We start from the raw sequence: 18854 nt of genomic DNA, 5'->3' as shown, positions 1-18854 counted from the left end.
GTATATGTTTATCTAAATCAATTTAGAATGATAGGTTGGATCAAACATTTACGAATCCAACCAACATTAGCCCTTTACTTATTTTCCACCCTATTCTTCACCTATCACTTTCAAATGATCTTACAAACCTTTACCCAATTTCCTTTTATCCACAAAATTTATATGCATTTGCTATTCTACCTATCGGTGAATATGTGGTATCCGCTTGTATATTCAACCATTAGCCATATGGAAGAAAAAAAGAGCTTTGTTTTAAAAAGCTCTCTTCTGCTCATGCCTGCATGTTTATTTTTCGTTTTAATTGGAATTTTGAATGAGAGCAGTCATCTTCCTTTACAAGGTCAATTAACGGCAAGCCTTTGTCTACCTACTACTGATGTGATTAGTGATTTATTGCCTATCAACGCTAAATATGATCCATTAATAGCCGGAATCCTCATGCTCGCTATTCACAAAATAAGTTTAATGGGCATTATGAAGTATGAGCATAGATTACGAAAACAAATGAAGTGAAAATCAATTTACATCAGCCTTCTTTTATACAATTTGCGATAAGATCGCCATGTAAACGGCCATTTTCAATAAAAATCTCATTGGCTTCATTTCCAGCTGCTATCACCCCTGCAATAAATAAATTTTTAATATTTGTTTCCATTGTTTCCGGATTAAATTGTGGTCTGCCTGTGATATCATCGATTTCTACTCCCATTTTTTTGATAAAGGGATGATCCGGATGATAACCAATCATCGCAAAAACGAAGTCATTTTCAATTTCTTTCACTTCATCTCCCACTTGATAACGAACAGAATGGGGGGTTATTTCTAAAACATGTGCGTTAAATTCCAATTTAATTTCTTCATTTCTGACCAAAGCTTGATATTCTGGTAATATCCATGGTTTTACACTAGCAGAATAATCATGTCCTCGATACAGGTTGGTTACTCTTGCTCCAGCATTATGAAGCTCTAACGCCGCATCAACAGCTGAGTTCTTTCCTCCAATCACCACTACATCGGTGTCAAAATAAGGGTGTCCTTCTTTAAAATAATGAAGGACCTTATCTAGATTCTCTCCAGGAACATTCATATAGTTTGGATGATCATAATAACCGGTCGCAATAATCATATATTTTGCTTCATATAGATCCTTCGAGGTTTCAACTATGAAGCCATCATGTTCTTTTTTTACATTTGTCACTGTTTCATAGCGATTGATCCTTAAATCCTTTTCTTTCACTACTTCACGATAGTATGTAAGAGCCTGATTTCTTTTTGGCTTACGTTCCACTGTGATAAATGGTACTCCCCCTATAGCCAGTTTTTCGCTGGAACTAAAAAAGGTTTGATGGGTGGGATAATGAAATAGAGCATTTGCAATATTCCCCTTTTCAATTATAAGTGGATCTTTCCCGATATTCTTTAAAGCGATAGCAGCAGCTAATCCACACGGACCGCCACCGATAATTATACATTCTTCTTTTTGCATTTTAAGATTCTCCTATTCTAATTAAGAAAAACACAAGCGCCTTGCTCAGCCCCGACAAGCAAATGTTCTAAGACAAGAAAAGTCCGGTTTTGACTTTTATTGGCTCAGGTTATTAAGCGGAACATCGGCTAAGTTCGCGCCGTCCTGTCGGTTCGTCTGCACTAGTACATCCTGTACGTCGCAGCGCCGATGGACTCGCATCCTCCGAGCCTCGAGGGGCTAGGCGCTGGAGCTAGATCAAAACACTAGCCAAAATTTTATACTTTCCTATCTTTTAAGAAAAGCACAAACGCCTTGTCTAGGCAGAAAGGCTAGGTCCGCGCCATTATCTAATCTTCTCCAAGTACACAAATCTATGTTCTGTAAAATAACGAAATCTCCCATCTATATATGATAGGAGATTTCAAAAATGAGTGCAAAGATTTTGATTAAAAGTTCGCATAAAGGGTCTGCATCGCTGTCTTATCAATGATAGTTGTTCCATATTCTTCCAAATAGGCCCATGTATAAGTACTTCTTTCTCCATATTCTTCTCCTAAAGCGAGTAAACGCTCTTGATTCATATTCTCTTTCATCATGACTAAATAATATTGATCCTTAAATATATACAGAGAACTAATGCTTTGGATTCGCTCTTGATCAGACATTCTCTTAGTTAAGAAAATACAATCATCAATCGTGTCAAAAGTGAAGATGACAAACTCCTTTTCCAAGGCATTCTTTGGTTCATGGATTCCGATTGGAGAATCGATTATATCCTCTTCATCTAACGTTAATATTAGAACTAATTCACTTGCATTCATTGAATAAATTTCAACAGCCATTGCCTCACAATCCTGCAAATCATACATATGGCAAGCCTCATCAAGCATTTTATCAAATAAAGCGTCCCAAACGTATGACTCTTCTAGCATTTCTTCTTCGGTCATCCCCTTAAAGGATAGTTCATCAAAGGAAATCGAGTATTTAATTTGATTTAGTGCTATGCGCTCCAGCTTCACGAAACCGCCCCCTGAAGTTGCTCTTTCCCTCCATACTATGTAAATCCATAAAGATGGTTCATGAAAGAAAAGCGGAAGGCGGCTGTTTAGCGACGTACAAATTTAAAGACTTCTGACGAGATAAAGGAAACACGGTGAGGACGAAGCGATGTTGACTTATCGTAGGAAGAAGTTGTAAATTTGCTAGTCGCTAGGCGCTGAAGCTAGACAATGAAAAGCGGAAGCGGCCTGTTTAGCTGTGTCCGCACTTGGATGATAAGGATGAACGGCTAAAGGCGCGCCGTCCTGGCGCAACGCCGTTCTGACCCACGTCCTGTTGGCCTCTTTTTTAAGATTATTAAATGTGTTTCAGGTTTAGCACCAAGTCGCAAAGGTAATAAGGAAGTTCCGTATCCATTACTAACTAAAAGAAGCGTCCCATTTCTTTCACGTATACTGCCTTTATGATAAGGACCTAACCCAAAGATGCGAATTTGTCCACCGTGGGTATGGCCGCTTAAAATGAGAGAGAGTTGATGATCTTCAGGTAACATAGCTAAAATGACTGGATTATGGCTGAACATAATTTGAAACGTATCTGGTTTTACATTTTCTAGAATTGATTCAATTGGTGGTAATTCTTGTGTACTCACATCATCGACACCTACAAAGCTAAGCTGATCGTTTTGTAATTCAAAAACCTCATTTTTTAATTCCTTTACATCAAAACGGACAAACAGTTCACGTAGTTGTTCTTCATTTACTTCATAATCGTTATTTCCCCAAACAAAATAGAGAGGGGCTATTTCTTTTAATATAGATAAATTATCAGCAATTCTTGCATAGGGAACCCCCTTTTCAGCTAAATCGCCGCCGATGACAATCCAATCCGGCTTTTGCTTGAGTTTTTTAAGTAACTCAACTGAGATTTTCCTGCGATGAATATCAGAGATAAAGAAAAGCGATTTTCCTTCTATTGAATGAGGAAGATTTTTAAATGAAAGTACTTCGGTATGCACATTGTTTTCAAATGCATTTCTTATCATATAAACAGTTAGGCCAATCCCTGCGAGTAAGATGATACAGATCCATATAATGATCAAGAAAATCCTCCATTCCCTCTTTTATCCCTGCCCGACTTGTAGTGTCCGCCGCATATAGTATCCTTCAAGTCATAAAATCCAAACTATTGGCCTGTGCTTCTAGTTTTAGAATAGACAGATTACTACCCATTATTACGGATCAATGAACTTAAACAATGAAATGCACATACATTGTATAAATAAAGCAGAGGGAGAGGGGTTTATTTTGTATTATATTCCATATACGTATTATTCATATTCTCCTTACCTTGTAGAGAATCAAGCATCTTTATATAAAAGACCAATGGTAAGAAAACAACATGTATATCCGACCGTGGAGACTGAGAAACTGCACCAATCTGCACAAAAATTTCAGACACTTATGCCCCAAGCGAACTTACTAATGAATAAAATCAATTCCTCCTCTACATTTGCTCATGAGCTAATGGATGCCGCACAACAATCCAATAAACAAAAAGTTCACAAGCTGATCCAATCTACTGGCATTTCTTCCTCAGTTAAAAGCCAATTTAATCCTGATGGGATTATATTTGAATTCAGTAATGTAGAAAATGGAAAGGGCGGCTGCATTTTACACATTGCGCTACAATGGTGAAAAAGTGAAGTCTTATTCAATAGAGTTTATTCGCCTGCTGTTGCTCAATTTGTAGAAATCTAGATAATCCCTAAACTTAGCACCATATGCCAGTGAATCCATATCCTCTATACATCCGGTGTTTTACAACCTTTTCCATAAAATCGATAAAAACAAGTAATCAATTGTAAAGAAAGGATTACTTGCTTTGATGGTATAGATTAATATCGTACTTTTTCTTCATCTGCTCATATATTTTATGTCTTTCCCCCCATTGCTCTCCTTTCCATAAATCTCCACTCTTATCAATGACTTCTCGTCTTAATGCATGAAAGTCTTTTTCACTTTTCTCCCTTTTTTCGAAGACAATCTTCACAGTTCCGAATAAACCAAAGGCGAGTAATAATAAAAATATAAAATGGTTTTGTTGCAAAACAAAAGTAATAAGATCAAAAACAGAGGAACGATACGGCAAAACAGCCATATTGTAAACCGAATAAAAAAGAATAGTACTGAATAAGATCGCTGACGAAAATAAAATAAAATGCAATTGTTTAAATCGATTAAGCTTTAGCTTTCGATCAATTAAATTTTGTAAAATTCTTTTTGTTGTCGGATCCATCTTGTCCCCTTCTTCAAGTAGAAATGATTCCATTCTTGCGACTCCCTCCCACATCCATTATAGAAGATGTTAAAAAGTCCGGTAAAAATGACACTGCTTTTAGCAAACTTGGTCCTTTTTATCCTCCTTTTTAACACGCATCTATATTGTTAAATTTATGTGAAAGGAAGTTGCTCTATGTCTCTTATCCCGCATTAACGGGCAGTAATACCCCCACCCCAAGACTTTGGGGAATACGGAGGAGCGTATGCGGGGGATACACTGCCCGTAAGTTCAGGCCAACAAGATGTTGGTCACAAAGGCGTAGCGACGTACAGGACGTACTAGTGCAGGTGAAACGACAGGATGTCGTGCTTTGAACCTGCCGACAGGATGTCGCGATTTTAGCCTTTGATCCTCTGAGATCAGTGGGGATGGAGGAACCCCCCACTGATTGAAGTTTCACTTTATCATTTAGGGATCTTTAACTTTTGCCCCACCGATATTTCATTTCCTGAGAGTCCATTCGCTTGGCGAATCTTTTCAATCCCATCTTGACTTTGGTAATGATTCATAGCAATACGAAAGAGTGTTTCTCCAGGTTGAACGGTGTGATAGACTTCTCCTCCTTCGTCTTGCGTTTGACTTTCATTCGAATCTTGTTTCTCTTGTTCTTCTTCTTTTTTTGGAGGCGTGGGCTCCTTCTCTTCCTTCTTCTCTTCCTGATCAGATTTCTTGTTATCCTTTATTTCCTCATTCTTCTGCTGATCTTTTTTATCTGTTTCCTTATCTTTCTGTGCCTTTTCTTCTCCTTTCTTATCACTCTGTTCTTTCTGATCTTCTTGCTCTTTATTTTTTTCAGTTGATTCATCACTGACTGCTGAACGAATCGACGTATCTGTTGAATCCTCAAAAAGTAATTCCTCTCTAGACTGCCCACTCGGTGTATTAGCGATGGAGATTTTATCTTTATTCGCATAAATCATAACCGCAATTGGCATCAATAATAATATGATGACTAAAATAGAGGGAATTGAAAGCTGCCTTTTTTTGGATGCCTCCTTTTTCCTTTCCGGTTTTTTCTTACTTTTTTTGCCATGAAGTTCTGCTCGAGACGGAAGCTCATTTTTGTACTTCTCATTTTTTTGTTCATTCATACTTCATTCCCCACTTTCCGCTTAGTGTTTAAACGAATAGAGATTCCTAACAAAAGATCAATGATAAAATGCATCAAGATGACTGGCCATAAAAGCTGCCCAGACCATTCAAAAACGAAACCTATCCATATACTTAAAACCAAAATATTGATGATTAAGTACCAATGTGCCCAATACCTCATATGAATCACAGCAAAAATAATACTTGTTGGGATTAAACCGAATTTCGTTTGAATAATTCCTCGAAATAGCCATTCTTCCGCAATGGCTATAATCAAAACAAGCAATATTATTTGTAGAAAATTAAGCTTTGAAAATATTCTTTTATTGATACCACCATCATCATAATAATGTTGAGGTAGTCGTTTCATTAAAAATAAATCTAAACTCACAACCATCAGTCCACTAATAATCCCGATACATATCCACTTGATATCCACCAGAAGTAATCTAGAAAATGAGTGCCAATCCTTAAAAAACAAAGGACTTAAGATAGATGCGACAATTAAAAGGATCACTTGTGTAAAAATAACACTTACTATGATCTCTTTATCTGTTAAATTTTTGATCAATTCGGCTTGCTTGGTCTTTTTCATTTACACTCACTTTTCTAACAGAATTTTTTGCAATCTCCATTCCCAAGATTGGCTATTTTTCCGATGCTTTTCCTTTTGACTGCTAAAATAATAGGTCCTATCCACTTGGCATATATCGCAGCATATGCCCGGGGATACTTGGTCTGTTTCTTGAAAGTAAGTTAAGGCCTGCTTACGCCGACATACCTCTGAATGAATCCAATTGGACATCGCCCAAAGCTTACTCAATTTTAGTTGTTTTCGGGCGTTCTTTATTTCTATTACTTTACCCGCTCTATCATGATGATCACAAAAAGCGGAAAAATAATATTCAAGAAAACGAAGTTGAGTTTCCGTTATGTTTAATTCAGTTATGATTTTTGCGCTATCCTTTACATTGGTCAATGAATCATAATTGTTAATTTGCCAATCTTCAGGTAGTTCCTGTTCAATCAATCGCATCGGTAACATCTCATCACCAGTTGCATAGAGGAGAAGAGCAATGCTTTCCTGTCCATCTCTGCCAGCACGTCCTATTTCTTGAATATATGATTCCATCTGCCCTGGCATGTGGTAATGAATGACAAAGCGAATATTTTTCTTATTAATTCCCATTCCAAAGGCACTTGTTGCACAAATAACATCTAATTGACCGCATAAAAATTGCTGTTGAATTAAAATTCGTTGTTCCTGATCTATTCCTCCATGATATGCTGCAACATTTCCAATTCCATTTAACCGGAGAAAGTCTACAAATTCCTCCGTAAGACGCTTACTGGAAAAATAAATGATTCCTGGCTTTTGAAAATTACGAACTAACTCCAATAAACGCCTCTTTTTTTCCTCAAAATGCTCATATTTTTCAACAACCATACTAATATTAGGACGATCAATCGAATAAACAAATTCCTTTGGATGTTGAAATTGAAGAAGCTGTTTAATATCTTCACGCACCTCTGGTTGAGCTGTAGCCGTTAGAGCAAGTAAAGGTGGATTTCCAATGGACATCCGGATCTTTCCTATGTTCAAGTAATCTGGCCGAAAATCATATCCCCATTGCGAAATACAATGGGCTTCATCAACCACAAATAGACTTATTTTAATCTGTTTTAATTGATCGACAATATTTTGCATTCCAAGCATCTCAGGTGATAAATAAATAAAGCGATAGTAATCTAATTGTCGTAATGTTTTCTCTCTCATTCTTCGATTTAGAAAGGAATTTATCGCAACGACTCTACGCTCCCCCAATATGTGCATTTGCTCAACCTGATCCTGCATTAAGGAAATCAAAGGAGAAACAATGACTACAGTACCTTCCAATAGGTAGGCCGGCAATTGGTAACATAACGATTTACCTGTCCCTGTTGGAAGCATCGCTAATACATCATGACCTTGTAAAACAGCATCAATTGTTTCTTCTTGACCTTTATTGAACGATTCATACTCAAAAATCCTTTTTAAAATTTCTGCCTTTGTCATCCTTCTCCTCCTATCCTCGCAAGAGCAAGACGGATTTGAAAGTATGTAGCCGCATCAATTTGTTCTTTAATCGGTTTAAGTTTTTTTACCTGCAAGTGCCGAGCTGCTCGAACAATTTCTTTAGCCAACTTAAAATCAATAAAAGGTTCAATAGAGAACGCAGGATCGTTCATCGCTATCTCGATTATATGGTCTTCGATGGTACTCTTTTTTAAATTTCGCAAAAATGCCACTTTCTCTACTGAGTGATGCATTGCCAATAATTCCGCTGTCTTTGCAGCTGTGTTCGTTAGCGGAATACTCTGATATACATCATCTACAAGGGAATGCATAATTCGAAATTGATTAGGCTTTGCTACGATCTGCGTTATCCAATAATGAAGAGCATTTAAAAAACGGAAATGATATTCAGTTTGCTCCAAATTCAAATATTCTGCTGTCTGCTTATCGGTATACCCTATCATTTGATAGCCACTTAATCGCCAAATCACAGAAACGGGATCTTCTGGAAACGGCGGAGTTAATAATATTGACAATTCTTCATGCAAATCAGCTGCTAGACTTCCTTTTTGCTCTTTATGGTGGAACAAATAGCTCTTTACCCATGTTTGAATATCATGGTCTCTTGTGACTGGGTAATAACGATTCTCCGCATGATTCATATAGGATAAAACTTGCACAAACAAGGTAAGTCTTTTCCACATTTGAATGGCTGCATCCTGAAATTTTAATCCATTTACATAATTAGGAATAGCTACCGTTTCAAAGTACGTTAAATAAGCTTCGCTTCCCTTATCGGTTATATGACCAATAAGAGTTTTAGGGTCATACTCAATATACTGTTGCTCGATGAAAAATTGTATATGATGGTCGAATTCCGACCGTCGCATATCTGGTATAGTTTTAAAAAAAGGCGCTAAATCAAAGAGATGAGCATCTTGTAACGTTTGTGATGACTTTTTCCCTACGAGTAAATGGTAAATCGAGTAAATCGTTCTTTCTCCATTTAGTTCTCGCAAACATTTTAATAGGAGTGCAGATAAAAATGTCATCCTTATTGACTCTCTCCTTCCCCTTGTTCTTACAATATTTTACCATGAATAAGGAAATTCGACTATGTTTCGACAAAGAAGATCCTAATAATATTGCAAACTTTGTAGAGATTGAAAAAATCAGGAATTAGCTATAAAATAATAAAGGAATCATGATTATTTTTTGGGCTGAAGGATGGAGGGAATTTTTGTGCCGAAATATACGATTGTAGATCAAGATACATGCATTGCTTGTGGTGCATGTGGCTTATCGGCACCTGATATATATGATTACGATGATGAGGGACTTGCCTTTGTAATCCTTGATGATAATTCCGGAACCGAGGCTGTTCCTGATATATTAGAAGATGATTTATTAGATGCATTCGAAGGGTGTCCAACAGAATCAATCAAAATAGCGGAAGAACCTTTTGATGGGGATCCTTTCAAATATGAGGAATAACACAAGATAATCCGATATTAAACACCACTCAAAACGGGGCTGTCCAGAAAGTCAGTGAAAACTGAGCTTTTCTGTGACAGCCCTTCTTCTAGGCATGTAAAAGTTGGTGTGCAGTTTCCGGTTGCCTTCCGTTTCGGGGCAAGGCTTGAGCTTCCTCAGTCGCTGCGCGCCTTGCGAGACCTCAAGGCCATGCTTGTCCCGCAGGAGTTGGCCCCTGCACTCCAAGCAACGGCCAGGCAGGCGGACGGAAATCGATGAGCTTTCCCAACCGAATAAATAGAAAAAAAACGCTTCCTTTAGTAGAATGAAGTTACCACAACAACATCCAAAGGAGCGATTTTTTATGTGCAATCCGAACACTGCTACTGAAGAGTATCCTACACAATCGGCTTTTCCGATAGAGATGGAAGAGATAGCCTGTAAACGGCCGAAAAACAAGATTGCTCCTGTATTCCGCCCCTACAACAACCGCCAGTCCTTCATCATCCTGGATGTCGAATCATTGATTCCGAAGCACCATGCGCCCGGGTCATCGACTCCATGATCGAAGCCATCCCGGATGAACAGCTTTTCGTCCATTATCCGGGGGGGGGGCGGCCGCAGTTCCTTCCATCTTCGAAATCTCAAGGGCAATTTGGTGTTCCGTCGATTCCTACTCTGGGTCTCAAGAAGGTTCACGTGGAGTTCGGCATCCTGGCAATGGCCCACAACTTCCTGAAAGTGGCGGGCCTTCTGCGAAGGCCGCCACAAGACAGTCCGAAAAAAGGAGAAGGAAGAGAAGAAAAACATGCCGTTTTTCTTCTCTTCCTTCATTTTAGGGACTTATTGGCCAGCCCCGTTTTGATTAGATATTTTTATATGAAATCTGTTTGCTTAACCAACCATTTAAACGTTTATAGACAAGGAGGAATACAGCTGCCACGATTAGGCCTTTAATAATATTAAAAGGTAAAACAGCGATGACCACGAGTTCACGTAAAGCTTCATTACTCATTGGTTCCCAGCCGCCAAGTCCCATGAAAGCTGGCAGAAACACAAAATAATTTAGAACCGTCATCAATACAGCCATAAATACAGTACCTATGCAGAGGGAGACCATTAATCCCCATTTGGCTTTTAAACGTTTATACACCATATATGTTGGTAATACAAACACTACTCCTGCAATGAAATTAGACACATTCCCAATCGGAATGCCTGTTGCACTTCCGGAAATAAGATAGTCTAATATATTTTTAAATAATTCCACAAGGATCCCTGCCGCTGGTCCAAGTATTAAGGCGGCTATCAGTGCGGGAATATCACTGAAGTCAACGGTTAGATAAGGTGGAAACGGTGGGATTGGAAATTTGATCAGCATGAGTACAAACGCCAAACTACTAAACATCCCAATGATAACAAACGATCTGACACTTAATTTTTTCAAGATCCTCTCTCCTTAGAGATCCATCCCTCGATGAAGCAAGGTTTGCCATAAGTAAGCGCTCAAAAATCCGATTTCCTTCATTTTGAACCTCCCCCTTAAGCTACCACAAAATAAAAACCCTCAAAGAAAATGACTTTGAGGGAGAATATCTAGGTGCTTACATAAGGACTTAAACAAGGTAAATAGACATCATGACCATAAATATAATCATCATGAATATGACACCTTTGTTTAAATACAAGGCAACCTCCATCTTCTCCCATCCAGACTATACTGTCGGCTTTGGAATCGCACCAAATCCTGCTTCAAAGAAGCTCGCGGGCTCAGAAACCAATGTTTCATTACCGCCGGTCGGGAATTTCACCACGCCCCGAAGATGAATCGTATTTTATTTTCAAATACATTATACATCAATTCTTTTTATTTGGGAAGAAGAATGCTTACTTTAAAATATTTGGCGCAATAGGGACCTGAATAGGCTGATCGAAATCAAATCCTTCCCATTGCTCTGGCTCGATGCTCTCAAACTGAACCGCTTGAAAACCATACTCTTTTGCGGCTAATAAAATCCCTTCCAACATCCACATTTTTTCTTGCTGATCTCCCGCTGAAAGATCTAGTAGCTGATTAAATTGAATTGTAACCTGTTCTTCCTCTTCCTGAACAATCTCAAAATCGAGATTGTTTGGAATAAGAGTTTGGAGAAAATCATTAGGACTGTCTTTCATCGCATGTAATGTATCATTAAGATTGTCCTTTGTTGTATCACTATTCGAAACAATATAAGCCTCCCCACTATCAGCTTCATACAGATATTGGGCTCGATGCGGCTGCTTCTCAATGGCTTGATCCTGCACAATTCCATCGTTGCCAAATTCAACAGGATTTCCGTCTTGATCGGTAAATTGAACCTCTTCAATATTTGTATATTGGAATGTATTTTGAATAAAATCCTTTAATCCATTTTGATAACCAAAGTTTTCCTTGAATTGATCATCAATGATAACACGAGCGTTTGTTTGATTTTCGATCACCATGGAATTCAGAATCGGTTCGATATTCATTAAATTTGGTGCATGGTTTTGGATAAGCTTTGCTTCCTGTTTATATTGCTCAAACCAATCGGCTCCCTCTTCTTTAGCTACAAGGATGCTAACGGAAACGGGAACTAATCCTCCATCATTTGTGAGGGTTGCGTAGGTTAATACTTGCTTGTTTTCTACATCCTCATTATACAAACTAGTTCTGAATTGAGAGCTTTTCTCAGTTTCTTCCTGAGCTTGCATTGTTGAGTTTTTTTCATCCGATTCGAATAACTTATTTTCATTTTTCTCGGTATTATCTTGATTACTCGTAACCCTTCTATCAGCCATGGACGACTCTTTTTGTCCTGCATTCTGCTCAAATAAGGTAGGGGAAACTAACAGAAAGATCAATACAGCGGCAAGTGATGCAAAAGTGGGAATTAAAATTAATCCCTTCCTTTTCTTAGGCTTCCGGTCCATATTTTGCTTCACTTTTCGATAAATTTCTTCTTTCGAACGTTGATCTGTCACTTCCGGAAGATGCTTAATCATTTGGATCATCTTTTTCTTCTGTTTCATCTCTTCAGGCATGAAATGGACCTCCCTTCCTTGCATGTAATTCCATTTTTTCCCTGAGTGCCTTTATTGCACGATGTTGGGTGGTTTTGACCTTACTTTCCGACCAACTAAGCGTTTGAGCCGTTTCAGCTACAGAAAAATCATTCATAAATCGCATTATGATGACGAGCCGATGATTCGTCGTGCACATATCTAAACAATTAAATAAACGTTCCATATCCTCATTTTGGATTGTAATATCCTCCGGTAAAGGTCCAGTATCCTTGATTCCACCACGGTCCCAATCAAATTTATCATATAGACGTTGTTTCCAATTTTTTTGCTTTCTAAAATGGTCAATGGCGACATTTTTGGCAATCGAAAAGAGCCAGGTTTTTTCACTACTTTTCCCTTCAAATCGCTTATAAGAACTCATCACTCGGATATAGACTTCCTGTACTAAGTCTTCAGTTTCCTCCCGATTTTTCACCATATAAAATAAAAATTGAAAAAGATCGTGATGATATTTGTCATACAATTCATCGAACACGGAGTCCATCTACTTCCCTCCCCCGTTACGTATTAGTCGTTCACTATTTATAAAAGTTACAAAAAGTTTTTTAAGTGCCTCAAGGTCTTTGAGACGTAAAAAATGGTGTACCTCCCCGTTAATGCGGGATAAACTAGTTGATTCGAGTGGAAGGTGACAGGTGAGATCCCGGCAGGAGCGTTATGAGACCCTCCAGAAAGGCGCCCGAACGGAAATCAACGGTGTGCAGGCTCTTACTTTGTGTTTAACAAAAAGGAATTATGGAATGGATCGATTATATAAAAATAACGGATTAAACAACCTTTTCGAGTTATTCAATCCGTTTCGTTATACCAATCGTTTCTTGTGGAACAAGATTTTATTGCAGCATTCAACATTTTTTATTTCGAGTTCGGTAAAAAGACAATAAATGTCGTTCCCACATCAACCTTGCTTTGTACTGTTATTTCTCCATTATGAGCATCGACAATATTTTTCACAATCGCTAGTCCTAATCCTGTTCCGGCTTTTCCTCTCGTTCGAGCTTTATCCGCCTTGTAAAATCTTTCAAATACAAATGGTAAATCCTCTTCCGGAATACCCGTTCCGTTGTCGGATACTTTAATCGTTATACCAGCATCATTTCTTGTCTGTGTAATAGTCACACGCCCATTCTCAGCAGTATGACGAATGGCATTATCAATCAAATTGGTTAAGACTTGCTCAATCCGATCTGGATCCATAGAAAACAGCTGATTATCATGGAGTTGACTCTCTAATATTACCTGCTTTTCCTTGGCTATACCACCAAATTTATGCATAATTCGTTGAATAAATGTACCAATTTCAAGATTTTCATAATTTAAGGAGATATGACCTGCTTCCATTTTAGCGAGATCTAATAATTCATTCACAAGTCGACCGATTCGTAAAGATTCATCATAAATAATTCTAGCAAGTTCTTTCTTTTCTTCATCCGAATCGACAATATCATCAATGATCGCTTCACTATATCCTTGAAGCATAGAGATTGGTGTTCTTAATTCATGCGAGACATTAGAAACAAAGTCACTTCTTAATTTATCAAGTCTTCTTTCTTCTGTCATATCACGTATCACTGCGACGGCCCCTCGAACGCTTTGCTGGTTCTGCGTGTATAAGGGACTAACGATCACAACATAATACCGACCTTGTATTTTTAACTCCTCAGTCTGTTCTGTTTCTACTGATATCGCTTGTGCAAGCAAATCAGCCAGCTCACCTGGAATCGGGCTTTTGCTATTTTGCCCTTCACTATACCATTGTTGTAAAAACCGATCAGCAGGAGGATTGGTAATTAGTATATCACCACTTTTACTAAACGTCATAACTCCGTCTGCCATACTACTTAAAATGCTTTTCAATTGCTCTTTTTCTTGGCTTAAGACATTCATATTTATTTTTAATCTTTTAGCCATTTGATTAAAAGCAATTGCTAATTCCCCAATTTCATCATGACTTAAAAAAGGCACTTTTGTATCAAATTCCCCTTTAGAAACTTGAAAAGCAGCCTCTTTCATTTTTCTTAAAGGTGAAGTAATTCTCGTGGATAAGAAAAAGGCAAAAAAAGTTGTCAAGACAATCGCAATACCCGCTGCAAGGTAAATGATCCTTGTTGTTTGCTGTGTCGTATCCTTCAATACAGCTAAAGATTGGTAGATAAAAATAGCCCCATTTTGTTCATTAATGTGGAAGGGAACTGCTGCCACAATGATATTCTCATATCGACTTCCTTTATTCGGATAATCTGTTTGTGAAAATTCCTTGACTATATGTTTTTCATCAGAAAAAACTTTCATTAGTTCATGGTCGCTTAATAGGTCCTTTGCTGAATTTATCTCTTGTTCTGGGGCATCTGGTGAGAGCAGGAAATTTTCTTCATCGTAGGCAATAATCACTCCTAGAGGTTTATCGACTATTTCAAAAACAATTTCTTCTCCTAGTCCATCACCTGCATGCGCCTCCAGAATACTTGAAACTTTATTCGCCTGATTGGCCAATTCCTGCTCAATCTGACTGACATGATATTTTTCAAAAAACTCTAGAAGTAAAATGGTCAAAATGATTAAAACAAAGGAAACTAATAAAAGAATCGTCATCCATAGTTTCCCTACTACACTTCTCCAAAGTCTCATTCATTTGCCTCAAATTTATAGCCTACACCCCATACAGTAACAATCATTGCTGCTGCTTTTTCGGAAACTCGATTTAATTTTTCACGGAGTCTTTTTACATGGGTATCGACTGTTCTTAAGTCACCAAAAAATTCATATTGCCATACTTCTTTCAATAATTGTTCTCGATCAAAAACTTTGTCAGGAGATTTTGCAAGGAAATGAAGCAGCTCATACTCTTTGGGTGTTAAATTCACTTCTTCACCATTTGCTGTTACACGATGCGCATCATGATCAATCGATAAATAAGGGTACACAATGATATCCCTTGCCGTAGCCGTTGAACTTTTGTAGCCTGTTTGTGAGGATCTTCTTAGGAGCGCCTTCACTCTTAATACTACCTCGCGAGGACTGAATGGTTTAACGATGTAATCATCGGCTCCCACTTCAAACCCTTGTACTCTATTTGCTTCTTCTCCTTTGGCTGTTAGCATAATAATAGGCGTATCTTTTTGCTCTCGTATCTCATTGCATACCTCAATCCCGTCTTTTTCAGGCATCATTAAATCTAACAAAATACAATCATAATCATGTTCCACTGCTAATTCTAGAGCGGAATTTCCATCCCCTGCTTCTTCAATCACATAATTTTCTCTTTCCAAATACATCCTAAGCAACCTGCGAATACGATCTTCATCATCTACTACAAGAATTTTCACTTGCTGATTCATTATGTACCCTCCCTGAGTAATTTGTCCGTTTAGCAGCATCGGATAAGAAAAAGGCTCGCACTTTTGAGGGTGTGAGCACTTTTTCACTATTTCTATACCTCTAGTATGTTGATCTACCCTTTATCTCTCATTTTCCATTTTACGCATAGGAATGCAATCCAGCAAGAATGAGGTTCACAAAGATCAGATTAAATAAAATGATGGCAAATCCAACTACGGCAAGCCAAGCTGATTTCTCTCCATGCCAGCCTACAGATAATCGTAAATGCAAGAAAACTGCGTAAAATAAGAAGGTAATAAGCGCAAATACCTCTTTCGGATCCCATCCCCAAAAACGTGTCCACGCAATCTGTGCCCAAATCATTGCAAAAACAAGTCCCCCAAGACTAAATACTGGAAAACCAATGAGCACAGATCGATAACCAATCTCATCTACTAAATCTAAATTCGCTTTTTTCGTTAATGGCTGAAATATTGCACTAATACTCTTTCTGAAAATCAAACGTAGTAATAGATATAATATTGTGCCAATTAGTATACTCCAAATAACAGTGTTAAGTTTTTGAGCATTAATAAGCGCAGGCATTTTCACAAGTGGTTCCATACCTGTCCCGCCGATTTTCTCTGCCTCATGCGGGCCGACAATAGCAGGCAGATGATAATTTGCTTCCAACGTTTGCCCTTCCCGATTGACCCAACTGAAATCTGTTTGATAATGAGCCATTGAGAAGGATGTTGTAATAATAATAAAACCAAGTGCGACAACTAATGTGTACATAATAAATTCCAGAGAAAAAGCTTTAAGACTTCTTTTTGTGGTATCTACTACCTTTAAAAGATAAATAAGTCCGGCAATAAAACTAATTGATAAAATCGCTTGTCCAATCGCAGCTGTTGAGACATGGATGATTAGCCATTCACTTTGCAACGCGGGAATAAGTGGTGCAATATCCGATGGAAACATACTTGCATAGGCAATGATGAGCATGGCGATCGGTAATGCAAAGAAACCTAAAACATTCAAACGATAAATAAAATAAATTAATATAAAAGCTCCTACTAACATCATGCCAAAAAATGTAGTGAATTCAAATAAGTTACTAATTGGGATATGTCCCCCAGCAATCCAGCGAGTTGTAAAATAGCCTAGCTGAGCGATAAAACCGATGATCGTAATAGTGATCCCAATCTTCGACCACATATTCGTTCCCTTTTGTTTTGCTCGTGCTCTTTTATCCCGTATGGCCCCTCCGAAGAAAAAGACGGCCACTAAGTACATTACAAAGGCAATATTTAGTAGATAACCGCTTATTTGTACTAAATTAGACATGTGCATTCTCACTTTCTTTCTCTTTAGTTTTTTCCTCACGTTGATCAAGAGGCTCTGGCACGGAGCTACCTTCTATAATGGTCGCTACTTCACGCTTTAATCCAAACCAGTTTTTGTTCGTGTGTCCAGCTATTAAAATGTTTCCATTCTTATTTTGTAACCAAATACGTCGATGATTCCAATATGCTCCTTGGATAACGCCAATCATAAAGATTGCTCCACCTATCGCTAGAATCCATAAGGTTAAATCTTTCCTTACGGTTAAGATCGTTGCATTTCGAGTGGTCACTTCTTTAAACGCCATCTTATAATCTGTTTCACCTAACAACTCAGTTGTGCGCATAATCTCCACAAAACTGTTTTCTCCTTCAGGATGATCAGGTGAAACCATATTAAAAATAAAGGCAGGGTTATCTGGAACCGCAGAATCAGTCTGTGGTTCTCCTGACTCATCAATCCCGGAAAAATCAGGGTAATATCCTAATAATTCGACCTTATATCCATCTCCAAGATCGTATTCTTTTTCAGGCTCAAATAAATCAATGGTGATTTCTCCCTTGGGTTCATCCGTTTCTTTATTTACAAGTTCAAACGTCATAGTCTTTAATTCATTTAATTTATAATCTGTTTGATATACAGCATAATGATCGAATTTCAAAGGTTCATTCACACGAATTTGCTTATGCTCCCTCTCTGTTAATTCATCCTCAGAACCTACTGGTTGATCGGGATCCCTTTCGTACAGGATGACATCTGATTGAAAGTTCTTCGCAACCCCTCCTACTCGATCAATGGCATTATCGAAAACTTCTTTGTCCGTTCCTTTCTCATATGTTTCCAGAATGAACTTTTTATTTTCTAACACATATTGCTTATGTGTGCCTGGAATAATCTTTTTTTCCCCTTCCCGCAACCAAATCGATTCATCCACATACATTCCGGGTACAAAACGCAACATTGCGCCAAGTAAGAAAATAATTAAACCAATATGATTAACATAAGGACCCCAACGAGAGAACCGTCCTTTTTCTGCCAAAATTTGACCGTTTTCTTCTCGTATTTTATATCTCTTTTCCTTCATTCTTTGTTTGATCAATTCAAAATCACGCTTGGTTTCATCTGTTTCTTGAATGCGATTATAAAGCCTTTGTCGCTTTAAAAAACCCTCATGACGGCTAACTCGCTGATTCCTCAAAGCCCGATATAAAGGGATAAAACGATCAAGACTACAAATAACTAGCGAAACGCCGATCGAAGCAATTAATAGTAAGTACCACCACGAGCTATACAAATCATACAAACCAAATACATAATACATGGTTCCAAAGAAGCCATACTTTTCCGTATAGTATGTGGATGGGTCCGCATTCTGCGGTATGTACATAACTTGGGGGAAAATCGTGCCAAAAGATGACATTACTAATGTAATCACGATTAACCAAACGCCGACTTTAACCGAAGAAAAGAAATTCCATATCTTATCAATGATTTTTTGGTTGTAAGTTTGGGATCTCCGCGCACTCCCCTCATAACGCATGTCATGTAGCTTTTCTTTTTTGGCTTGGTCGGTTAATGCCCGTCCACAAGATTCACAAAGAATCGTTCCGATCGGGTTAATATGCCCACATTCACATTTTACTTCTTTCATAC

Annotated in this window: 17 protein-coding genes, 1 pseudogene and 1 riboswitch; of the genes and pseudogenes, 3 read left to right on the top strand and 15 right to left on the bottom strand. The window is 38.0% G+C overall.

The genetic code is table 11. The features are described 5' to 3' along the window. A pseudogene (locus IPU53_RS20460) lies at positions 1–513 on the top strand (hypothetical protein); the annotation flags it as partial. A gap of 13 nt (positions 514–526) precedes the next feature. Here the strand turns inward: IPU53_RS20460 and IPU53_RS20455 are convergent. The 3 genes from IPU53_RS20455 to IPU53_RS20445 form a co-directional block, all read right to left on the bottom strand. After that, entirely contained in the window at positions 527–1486 is a 960-nt protein-coding gene (locus IPU53_RS20455) for a YpdA family putative bacillithiol disulfide reductase (protein WP_207452853.1), read from the bottom strand. Between the two features lie 428 nt (positions 1487–1914). After that, a complete protein-coding gene (locus IPU53_RS20450) occupies positions 1915–2487 on the bottom strand; it encodes an adaptor protein MecA (RefSeq protein WP_207452852.1) in 573 nt (190 codons plus the stop codon). 269 nt (positions 2488–2756) lie between these two features. Then, on the bottom strand, positions 2757–3569 hold the full coding sequence (locus IPU53_RS20445) for a metallophosphoesterase (RefSeq protein WP_242698463.1): 813 nt from the start codon (positions 3567–3569) through the stop codon (positions 2757–2759). A gap of 205 nt (positions 3570–3774) precedes the next feature. Between IPU53_RS20445 and IPU53_RS20440 the strand changes: the two genes are divergently transcribed. Further along, positions 3775–4164, top strand: coding sequence for a hypothetical protein (locus IPU53_RS20440; RefSeq protein WP_207452851.1), 390 nt, complete (start codon positions 3775–3777; stop codon positions 4162–4164). 178 nt (positions 4165–4342) lie between these two features. On the opposite strand, the gene IPU53_RS20435 is transcribed toward IPU53_RS20440, so the two are convergent. The 5 genes from IPU53_RS20435 to IPU53_RS20415 all read right to left on the bottom strand — a co-directional run bounded on the left by IPU53_RS20435 (position 4343) and on the right by IPU53_RS20415 (position 9010). Next, entirely contained in the window at positions 4343–4798 is a 456-nt protein-coding gene (locus IPU53_RS20435) for a DUF2663 family protein (protein ID WP_207452850.1), read from the bottom strand. Positions 4799–5214: 416 nt separating this feature from the next. Continuing rightward, positions 5215–5901: a LysM peptidoglycan-binding domain-containing protein gene (locus tag IPU53_RS20430; RefSeq protein WP_207452849.1), complete on the bottom strand. Its 687-nt coding sequence runs from the start codon at positions 5899–5901 to the stop codon at positions 5215–5217. Beyond that, positions 5898–6497: a CPBP family intramembrane glutamic endopeptidase gene (locus IPU53_RS20425; protein WP_207452848.1), complete on the bottom strand. Its 600-nt coding sequence runs from the start codon at positions 6495–6497 to the stop codon at positions 5898–5900. Before IPU53_RS20425 ends, IPU53_RS20430 begins: the two co-directional genes overlap by 4 nt. A gap of 6 nt (positions 6498–6503) precedes the next feature. Beyond that, positions 6504–7958 carry a RecQ family ATP-dependent DNA helicase gene (locus IPU53_RS20420; protein WP_207452847.1) on the bottom strand — a complete coding sequence of 485 codons (1455 nt, stop codon included), beginning with the start codon at positions 7956–7958 and terminating at the stop codon, positions 6504–6506. Further along, positions 7955–9010 carry a helix-turn-helix domain-containing protein gene (locus IPU53_RS20415; RefSeq protein WP_207452846.1) on the bottom strand — a complete coding sequence of 352 codons (1056 nt, stop codon included), beginning with the start codon at positions 9008–9010 and terminating at the stop codon, positions 7955–7957. The genes IPU53_RS20420 and IPU53_RS20415 overlap by 4 nt, the downstream gene beginning before the upstream one ends. Positions 9011–9200: 190 nt before the next feature. On the opposite strand from IPU53_RS20415, the gene IPU53_RS20410 reads away from it, so the two are divergent. After that, positions 9201–9452: a ferredoxin gene (locus IPU53_RS20410; RefSeq protein WP_207452845.1), complete on the top strand. Its 252-nt coding sequence runs from the start codon at positions 9201–9203 to the stop codon at positions 9450–9452. A gap of 844 nt (positions 9453–10296) precedes the next feature. Here IPU53_RS20410 and IPU53_RS20405 read toward each other — a convergent pair. From IPU53_RS20405 to resB, 7 genes are all read right to left on the bottom strand, one after another. Further along, a complete protein-coding gene (locus IPU53_RS20405; RefSeq protein WP_207452844.1) occupies positions 10297–10878 on the bottom strand; it encodes an ECF transporter S component in 582 nt (193 codons plus the stop codon). A 247-nt stretch (positions 10879–11125) separates the two neighbouring features. After that, positions 11126–11260, bottom strand: a riboswitch (FMN riboswitch). A 58-nt stretch (positions 11261–11318) separates the two neighbouring features. Then, entirely contained in the window at positions 11319–12494 is a 1176-nt protein-coding gene (locus IPU53_RS20400; protein WP_207452843.1) for a hypothetical protein, read from the bottom strand. After that, positions 12487–13020 carry an RNA polymerase sigma factor SigX gene (gene sigX, locus IPU53_RS20395; RefSeq protein WP_207452842.1) on the bottom strand — a complete coding sequence of 178 codons (534 nt, stop codon included), beginning with the start codon at positions 13018–13020 and terminating at the stop codon, positions 12487–12489. Before sigX ends, IPU53_RS20400 begins: the two co-directional genes overlap by 8 nt. Positions 13021–13391: 371 nt before the next feature. Next, complete coding sequence (locus IPU53_RS20390; protein WP_207452841.1) at positions 13392–15164, bottom strand: ATP-binding protein; 1773 nt, start codon at positions 15162–15164, stop codon at positions 13392–13394. Next, positions 15161–15874: a response regulator transcription factor gene (locus IPU53_RS20385; protein ID WP_207452840.1), complete on the bottom strand. Its 714-nt coding sequence runs from the start codon at positions 15872–15874 to the stop codon at positions 15161–15163. The genes IPU53_RS20390 and IPU53_RS20385 overlap by 4 nt, the downstream gene beginning before the upstream one ends. Positions 15875–16013: 139 nt before the next feature. Next, positions 16014–17204: a c-type cytochrome biogenesis protein CcsB gene (ccsB, locus tag IPU53_RS20380; protein WP_207452839.1), complete on the bottom strand. Its 1191-nt coding sequence runs from the start codon at positions 17202–17204 to the stop codon at positions 16014–16016. Then, positions 17197–18852, bottom strand: coding sequence for a cytochrome c biogenesis protein ResB (gene resB / locus IPU53_RS20375; protein ID WP_207452838.1), 1656 nt, complete (start codon positions 18850–18852; stop codon positions 17197–17199). Before resB ends, ccsB begins: the two co-directional genes overlap by 8 nt. Positions 18853–18854 lie beyond the last annotated feature (2 nt).

Origin of the sequence: Bacillus sp. SD088, from assembly GCF_017355205.1 — a bacterium.
Taxonomy (GTDB): domain Bacteria; phylum Bacillota; class Bacilli; order Bacillales; family Bacillaceae_C; genus Lederbergia.
Note: the sequence above shows the minus strand (reverse complement) of the source record. Positions and strands in the feature narration are given on the sequence as shown.